Genomic DNA, 7,152 nt, shown 5'->3' with positions numbered 1-7,152 from the left:
CTCTGCGCGCTGAGGGACTGCCTGCCATTTGCGTCGATGCTCGTCACGCCAAAGCGGCGCTCGACATGGCCGCCAACAAAACCGATGCCAATGACGCCGATGGGCTCGCGCATCTGGCGGAGGTCGGTTTCTTTCGCGAAGTCCGGGTAAAGGGCTTCGACAGCATGCTCTCTCGGACATTGGTCGCGACTCGAACGAAACTTATGCGCACGACACTGGACGTGGCAAATCAGATTCGAGGAGTGATGAAGACGTTTGGTCTTATTGTTCCATGCAGCATGGGTGGCAAATTTGAGATGCATGTTCGCTCCCTCCTGGCCGACAATGTCGGCCTTTCGCAGATAATTCTGCCGCTACTTGAAGCCTGGCGTAACCTGCGCCTCCAGGCGACAAGGTTGGGGCGACAGCTCCTCGCCGAAGCGCGTAGAAGCCAGCAATGTCAGTTGTTGATGTCGATCCCCGGCATTGGAGCGATCACAGCCACCGCCTATATAACCGCCGTCGAGGATCCAGCGAACTTCAAGCGATCGCGCTCGGTGGGCGCCTGGCTGGGGTTGACGACGCGGCGCTATCAGTCCGGCGAGGTAGACTATGATGGCCATATCTCCCGACGTGGAGACACCCATGTGCGTATCAGGAGAAAATCGAAACGCCGGGGGATCAACTACTCCTTCGTGTTCATGACGGCCAACGGTGGGCAGCTCGCTCGGATCACCGCCCTGATCGAGGCCAGTGTCATCCGACCGGTCGTGGACCGGATCTTCCCGTTCGAGCGGACCGACGAGGCGCTCAGCTATGTCGAGACGGGTCGTGCGAAGGGGAAGGTCGTCGTCGCTGTGAAGTGAATAAAAGCTGGCGGCATTTGCCACTCGCAGCCATATCGAGGGAAATTCAATTGCAGTGCAAGGAGGCACTGCAATTGCGTGATTTAATGCTGTGATCCCAAGCGCACACGCGCCGACTAAAAGACTTCCATTGTCCCGCGGCATTCCGCGAGTGGATGACCGTAAGATCATAAGTGGCACTGTCTTCGTCATTCGCAACGGATTGCGCTGGCGTGACGCGCCAATGGAATACGGTCCTCACAAGAACTCATGCACTGGCGTCGCATTCACACCCCGATGTGACCAATGCGCGCGCACCTTCTGCTCAAGCGCAAGCATCGCGGCAACCGTCATCTTCTGGCTCTGATGAGTAATCCTGAGCCAAGTCGCCGGTTTCCCTCTCTCCATTGTCCTTTCGGAACCATTACTTCCAAAATGCGTTCCATTTTCCACCGCAGATACGATTGTTCTAACTGGAGGTCTCGAAAATGGGTCGTGGCATTCTTCTCTGGCTCTTAGGCGTTCCGATTCCGATCATCATCCTTCTCGCTCTGTTCGTACGATAGGAGCCGACATGTCCCTGTCCGAAGTCCAGGTCAGCGAGTTAACTCCTGTCGAATCTTCAAGGTCCGCCATCTCGTGGGGGCCGATCATAGGAGGCGCCATCGCCGCCACCGGCGTGACTCTCATTCTCCTTCTGCTCGGTTCCGCCGTGGGCCTGACAATGGTCTCTCCTTGGTCGGCGCAGAGTAGCTCCGCCGCGACGGTCGGTGTGACTGCGGCTATCTGGCTTGTCCTCGTGCAATGGCTGTCCTCTGCGCTCGGCGGATATCTGACTGGTCGCCTTCGAACCAAATGGGCTGCGGTCCATACCGACGAAGTATTCTTCCGCGATACCGCTCATGGCTTCCTGAGTTGGGCATTGGCGACTATTTTCGTCGCTGGATTTTTAGCATCGTCACTAACCTCGCTGGCTGGGGCCGGTGCCAGCGCAGCCGGAACGGTTGCCACGGCAGCGAGCGCTGCGGGCACTGCGGCCGCCTCGTCGTCAACGATTGGTCCCGATCTTTCCACGTCCTACTTCGCTGATGCGCTTCTCCGTCCGGAGCAAATGAGCGAGCGCGCGCCAGACGATGCTGGCGCGGCAACGGCCGAGGTGTCGCGCATCCTTCTGCAAGGCGCTGTGAACGGTCAGGTGCCAGATGGAGACAAAGCTTACATTGCACGCATAGTGTCAGCCCGGACGGGTCTCTCGGATACGGATGCCCGCACACGGGTCGACACCGTTTTGAAGCAGGTCGACGACGCCAAAGTGGCTGCCCAACAGGTCGCAGACAAGGCTCGCAAAGCTGCCGCGACGACGGCCCTGATCGGATCGCTCTCTTTGCTGATCGGCGCCTTCATCGCCTCAACGGCAGCCGCGCTCGGTGGCAGGCAGCGTGACGAGGAAGAGGATCTTCTGGTCACCGGCCGTGGGCCACTTTTCTAACCGATCTGGGGCGCTCGGCAGGGGGCCCATTTCAGCATCATGGCGGTCACTTGAACGCCGACGCCCTGGTTTGCCCGATCGACGAAATCAAACGATGCCACCAAGGCCGACACCGTTGGACATTCCTCGCGAGTGAGGCGCAGATTTGAAGACGCAACCCGCGCAATCGGAGCTTGAGCGCGCCGGGGCCGAAACAGAGGGTGCAGTACCACAGCACAAGGGACCTCATAGTCAGCGGGACCCATGAGGCCCCCTTTGCTGCTCGAACCCTGGCTATCCCCTTCCAACCAAGGCTGATTGCCACCACAAGGGTGGATGGCAATTGGGTGAACTATAGCTTTCCCCGATAGCGCCCGCATCGGACTTTGGTCCCGCGACATGTGGTTATCGGACATCTGCCATCAGCGGACGTCACGGCGGCATGAGGCGCGTAAATTCGCCCCGTCCGCTCATGCATTTGCATGATCTTGACAACGAATGGGCATCTGAGGTCCAGGCTGCAACGTGCCCGACCTTTGCCGCGGCATACAACGCCGCCGCTGGTGCTCATTCGCTAGAGTTCGGTCCGACGAAGACGGTAGTCCGCCCACCCGGAAGCATTTGTACGCGAAGCCCTCCAGACAAAGACAGTGGTTTCCCTGCTCGTCCGCCCTTGCAATTGACGTCCGGTTTGCGCCAGCCGCCCGGACCCCTCCTAACTCGCAAGGCGCTTCATGAAGGGGTCACTGACACGCTATGGTGAGATCTCCGTTTCTCTCCTGGAACTGTGTCACCACATCTTCGTTCTTCGAATGGCCGTGCAAGCTTTCTTGCCATTCAGGCTTGCGCGAGTAGGCAGGGTTTAGAACGGCTCATCGGGCGAATACGATGAATGACGGTGAGATGGATCGGTTCAAGCATGGCCTGGCGTCATTTTTGATGAGGCGACCTGACCTTCGTCCATATTTATGCAAGGCCAACCGAATGCATGACCTGTTTGTGTCCTACAGTCAGGCTCTCCAACAACGGGATCGGCTTCGGCAGCGAACGTTCGCGAGCCTCGATTCGATCGTCGAAAGTGAGGAGTTTTGTCGGGGCCTTGAAGACGAGATAGCTTGCCTTCTTCCGCATTATTCTGGCCCGCGTATGATCCACTGACGGTCAGGAACGCATGGCGGCATCAACGGCTAGGCGTGCAAGATCAATTTGCGTCATCATCGCCTCCGGTGCCTTGGGTCGAAGGACGGAGACCTGCCTTCGGTACGCTTTCTGCCGTCTCTGACGAAACCCGCACCCAGTGTACACTTCGCGTTCCCGATGGACCGTTCGGTCAAATTCTTACCAAATCAGTAGCTTGCATCCGATGGGCACCGTGAGGTTACTTCGCGTATAGCGCTCGCGACCGCTCGAGATGTTTGAGAAGTGCCATCTCCGACCCATCCACATCATTCGCAGCCAAGCGGTCCACAATCTCCTCGTGTTCGGCCAACGTGAACTTTTCCTTACCGGTCCATATGAGCATCTCGGTATGGTATTCCTTCAGCCATGCGAGCATCGCTTCACTGACGGCGACGTAGATCGGATTGCCAGAAATCTGCGCGATGCGAGTGTGAAATTCCATATCCGCATCGATGAATTCTTCGGCTCGCCCAAGTGACATGCGCTGGCGCTCGATGATCTTCCTCAGATCATCGATATCATTTGCGGATGCGCGCTGGGCGGCCTCGCGCGCCATGCCGCGTTCGAAGAAGATGCGCGCACTTTTGAGATGCTCCAGCGAGTCGGCCGATTGTGACAACATGATCTTCGCGGTCAGATCGACCTGGCGAAAGATTGACTTCGCCGTCAACCTGAGAACCTTCGCCCGCTCACCGTGCGAAATACTGACAAGCCCTTTGTTCGCGAGAGACTGCATAGCCTCTCTGATGGCGGGCCGCCCAACGCCGAAGCGTTCCATGAGCACGCGCTCAGATGGCATTTCATCGCCTGGCTGAAGCTCGCCTGACGTGATCATTCGCTCGAGTCGATCAAACACTTCGTCGGACAGTTTCCGACGGACGATTTGTTCGAGGGGTTGGGTCATGACATCTCGCTGGCTCAAAATGTCTCCTCCTAGCATTTTCCATGTTGAGAACAAAGCTCGCGATGAAAATTCGCGCATCCAAACATTTTGCTTTTCATCAGTTGGAATACTCATTATACCAGATCACGAGTTGACGCCATGACAATCTTCCGTGGCGAGAGGAGCAACCTGCAATTCATGATGATTACCCTGACCTACCGCATCGAGACGCCTGGGAGCGTCGAGGCGATGGCGGACAAAATCGCAAGCGACCAATCGACCGGAACCTTCGTGCCCGTTCCTGGTGAGACTGAGGAATTGAAATCACGCGTCGCTGCTCGCGTGCTGGCGATCTGCCCGCTCGAAGGTACGAACTATCCGACTTGGCCGGAGGTCGCTTCCGGCACACCACTCCATCGCGCCGATGTTGACATCGCCTTTCCGCTGGACGCGATCGGTACCGATCTCTCCGCATTGATGACCATCGCGATCGGCGGCGTCTATTCCATCAAGGGCATGACCGGCATCCGCATCGTCGACATGAAGCTGCCTGACGCCTTCAAGGGCGCGCATCCGGGACCACAGTTCGGCATTCCCGGCAGCCGCCGTTTGACCGGCGTTGCGGGGCGCCCGATCATCGGGACGATCGTCAAGCCGGCCCTTGGGCTGCGGCCACACGAAACAGCAGAACTCGTCGGCGAGCTGATTCAGTCCGGCGTGGACTTCATCAAGGACGACGAGAAGCTGATGAGCCCGGCTTATTCGCCGCTCAAGGAGCGTGTTGCAGCGATCATGCCGCGCATCCTCGATCACGAGCAGAAGACCGGCAAGAAGGTGATGTATGCCTTCGGCATCTCGCATGCAGACCCCGACGAAATGATGCGCAACCACGACATTGTTACCAATGCTGGCGGCAACTGCGCTGTCGTCAACATCAACTCCATTGGGTTCGGCGGCATGAGCTTTGTTCGCAAGCGCTCCAATCTGGTGTTGCACGCGCACCGAAACGGTTGGGACGTGCTGACGCGCGATCCCGGCGCCGGCATGGACTTCAAGGTCTATCAGCAATTCTGGCGGCTGCTCGGGGTCGACCAGTTTCAGATCAACGGCATCAGGATCAAGTATTGGGAGCCGGACGAAAGCTTTGTCTCGTCCTTCAAGGCGCTCAGCGCGCCGCTATTTGATGCCTCCGATTGCCCGCTTCCAGTTGCCGGTTCCGGCCAGTGGGGAGGACAGGCCCCGGAGACCTATCGACGGACCGGCCGCACCACCGATCTTCTCTATCTGTGTGGCGGGGGCATTGTCAGCCACCCTGGTGGCCCGGCGGCCGGCGTTCGGGCCGTGCAGCAGGCCTGGCAGGCCGCAGTCGCAGACATCCCGTTGGAGATTTACGCGAAGGATCATCCGGAGCTCGCCGCCTCCATTGGAAAATTCGGCGACGGCAAAGGCGCGTGACGGTTATGGATCGACTTCTCGTCAGCTATTACGGGGATGACTTTACCGGATCCACCGATGTCATGGAGGCCTTGGCATCGAACGGCGTTGCGACGGTGCTCTTCCTCGACGTTCCCACGCCCGAAATGCTGGCGCGCTTCAAGGATTGTCGCGCAATCGGCATTGCGGGGACAAGCCGCAGCGAGACGCCCGCCTGGATGCAACAGCACCTGTCGCCTGCTTTCGAATGGCTGAAGTCGCTTGGTGCCGCCATCTGTCACTACAAGGTCTGCTCGACCTTCGATTCCGGCCCTGAGGTTGGCAGTATCGGCAAGGCGATCGAAATAGGCCGCGCGACCTTCGGGCAATCGATCGTGCCCGTCATCGTCGGGGCGCCGCAATTGAAGCGCTACACGGCATTCGGCACTCTCTTTGCCGCCTACCAGGGCCGTATCTTTCGCATCGATCGTCATCCTGTGATGAGCCGCCATCCGGTGACACCGATGGACGAGGCCGATCTTTCAATCCACCTGGCGAGACAGACTAGCGTTCCCATTATGGTCGCGGATCTCGTCGCGATCACCTCGACCGACGCCGATGCCAGGATCGACGCACTGGCATTGAATGCATCCGGAATTCTGCTCATCGATGTCAATTCTGAGGCGACGCAGGAGGCTGCAGGCCGACAATTACTCCGCCTCACCAGCAGATCCGGGAGCTTCGTTGCTGGTTCATCGGGGGTCGAATATGCCCTCCTTCGTGCATGGCGCCATAACCGCCTCATCAGCGAAAGCAGCGTCGAGTTTCCGGACGTGGGCCGCGTCGAGCGCCTTGCCGTCGTGTCAGGCAGCGTATCGCCGACGACCGAGCGGCAAATCCGAAGTGCAGTCGATGACGGCTTCGAGAGCGTCGCTCTCGATCCGCTAGCACTGGTTTCGGAGGATGGCGAACGCTGCGTGGATGGAGCGGTACAAGCTGGCATCCACAAGCTTAAGAAAGGCAAGAGCGTCATCATCCACACCGCCCTCGGGTCATCTGCCGACATCGGGGCCGACATCGACAAGCTCCCGGGGGCGCGTCACACGCTCGGACGTTCACTCGGTACGGTCTTGCGCCGGCTGATCGAGAGCGAAGGGCTTTCTCGAGCGGTCATTGCCGGTGGCGACACGTCCAGTCACGCACTGAGGCAGTTGAAGATCGACGCATTGACGACCCTTCTTCCGCTTCCCCAGACGCCGGGGTCTCCGCTTTGCCTCGCGCACGGTGACTATCAGCCAACCAACGGCCTGCAGATCGCTCTTAAGGGCGGTCAGGTCGGAACAGACGGTTATTTCGCGCAGATACGCGACGGAAGGAAGGGCTGA

Annotated in this window: 6 protein-coding genes and 2 pseudogenes; 6 read left to right on the top strand and 2 right to left on the bottom strand. The window is 58.9% G+C overall.

All coding sequences use genetic code 11. From position 1 onward, the window contains the following. The 4 genes and pseudogenes from BSG20_RS28660 to BSG20_RS28650 form a co-directional block, all read left to right on the top strand. Nucleotides 1-632, top strand: a pseudogene (locus BSG20_RS28660) (IS110 family RNA-guided transposase); the annotation flags it as partial. Continuing rightward, nucleotides 627-845, top strand: coding sequence for a zinc-binding dehydrogenase (locus tag BSG20_RS38975; RefSeq protein ID WP_420884131.1), 219 nt, complete (start codon nucleotides 627-629; stop codon nucleotides 843-845). The pseudogene BSG20_RS28660 and the gene BSG20_RS38975, both read left to right, overlap by 6 nt. 91 nt (nucleotides 846-936) lie before the next feature. Continuing rightward, nucleotides 937-1,089: pseudogene (locus BSG20_RS37070) on the top strand (transposase); the annotation flags it as partial. 309 nt (nucleotides 1,090-1,398) lie between these two features. Then, nucleotides 1,399-2,313, top strand: coding sequence for a hypothetical protein (locus tag BSG20_RS28650; RefSeq protein ID WP_072380826.1), 915 nt, complete (start codon nucleotides 1,399-1,401; stop codon nucleotides 2,311-2,313). 945 nt (nucleotides 2,314-3,258) lie between these two features. Here the strand turns inward: BSG20_RS28650 and BSG20_RS36690 are convergent. Continuing rightward, nucleotides 3,259-3,423, bottom strand: a complete 165-nt coding sequence (locus tag BSG20_RS36690; protein ID WP_167371614.1) for a hypothetical protein — start codon at nucleotides 3,421-3,423, stop codon at nucleotides 3,259-3,261. A gap of 247 nt (nucleotides 3,424-3,670) precedes the next feature. Next, nucleotides 3,671-4,375 (bottom strand): transcriptional regulator NanR, encoded by a 705-nt coding sequence (locus BSG20_RS28645; RefSeq protein ID WP_072380825.1) that lies wholly within the window; start codon nucleotides 4,373-4,375, stop codon nucleotides 3,671-3,673. 177 nt (nucleotides 4,376-4,552) lie between these two features. On the opposite strand from BSG20_RS28645, the gene oiaX reads away from it, so the two are divergent. Both oiaX and BSG20_RS28635 read left to right on the top strand, forming a co-directional pair. After that, nucleotides 4,553-5,809, top strand: coding sequence for a 3-oxo-isoapionate-4-phosphate decarboxylase OiaX (oiaX, locus tag BSG20_RS28640; protein ID WP_072380840.1), 1,257 nt, complete (start codon nucleotides 4,553-4,555; stop codon nucleotides 5,807-5,809). 5 nt (nucleotides 5,810-5,814) lie between these two features. Then, nucleotides 5,815-7,152, top strand: a complete 1,338-nt coding sequence (locus BSG20_RS28635; RefSeq protein WP_072380823.1) for a four-carbon acid sugar kinase family protein — start codon at nucleotides 5,815-5,817, stop codon at nucleotides 7,150-7,152.

The organism is Rhizobium tibeticum (assembly GCF_900110205.1).
In the GTDB taxonomy this organism is placed as follows: Bacteria; Pseudomonadota; Alphaproteobacteria; order Rhizobiales; family Rhizobiaceae; genus Rhizobium; species Rhizobium tibeticum.
The sequence above is the reverse complement of the archived record's forward strand: the minus strand, read 5'-3'. Positions and strand labels throughout refer to the sequence as shown.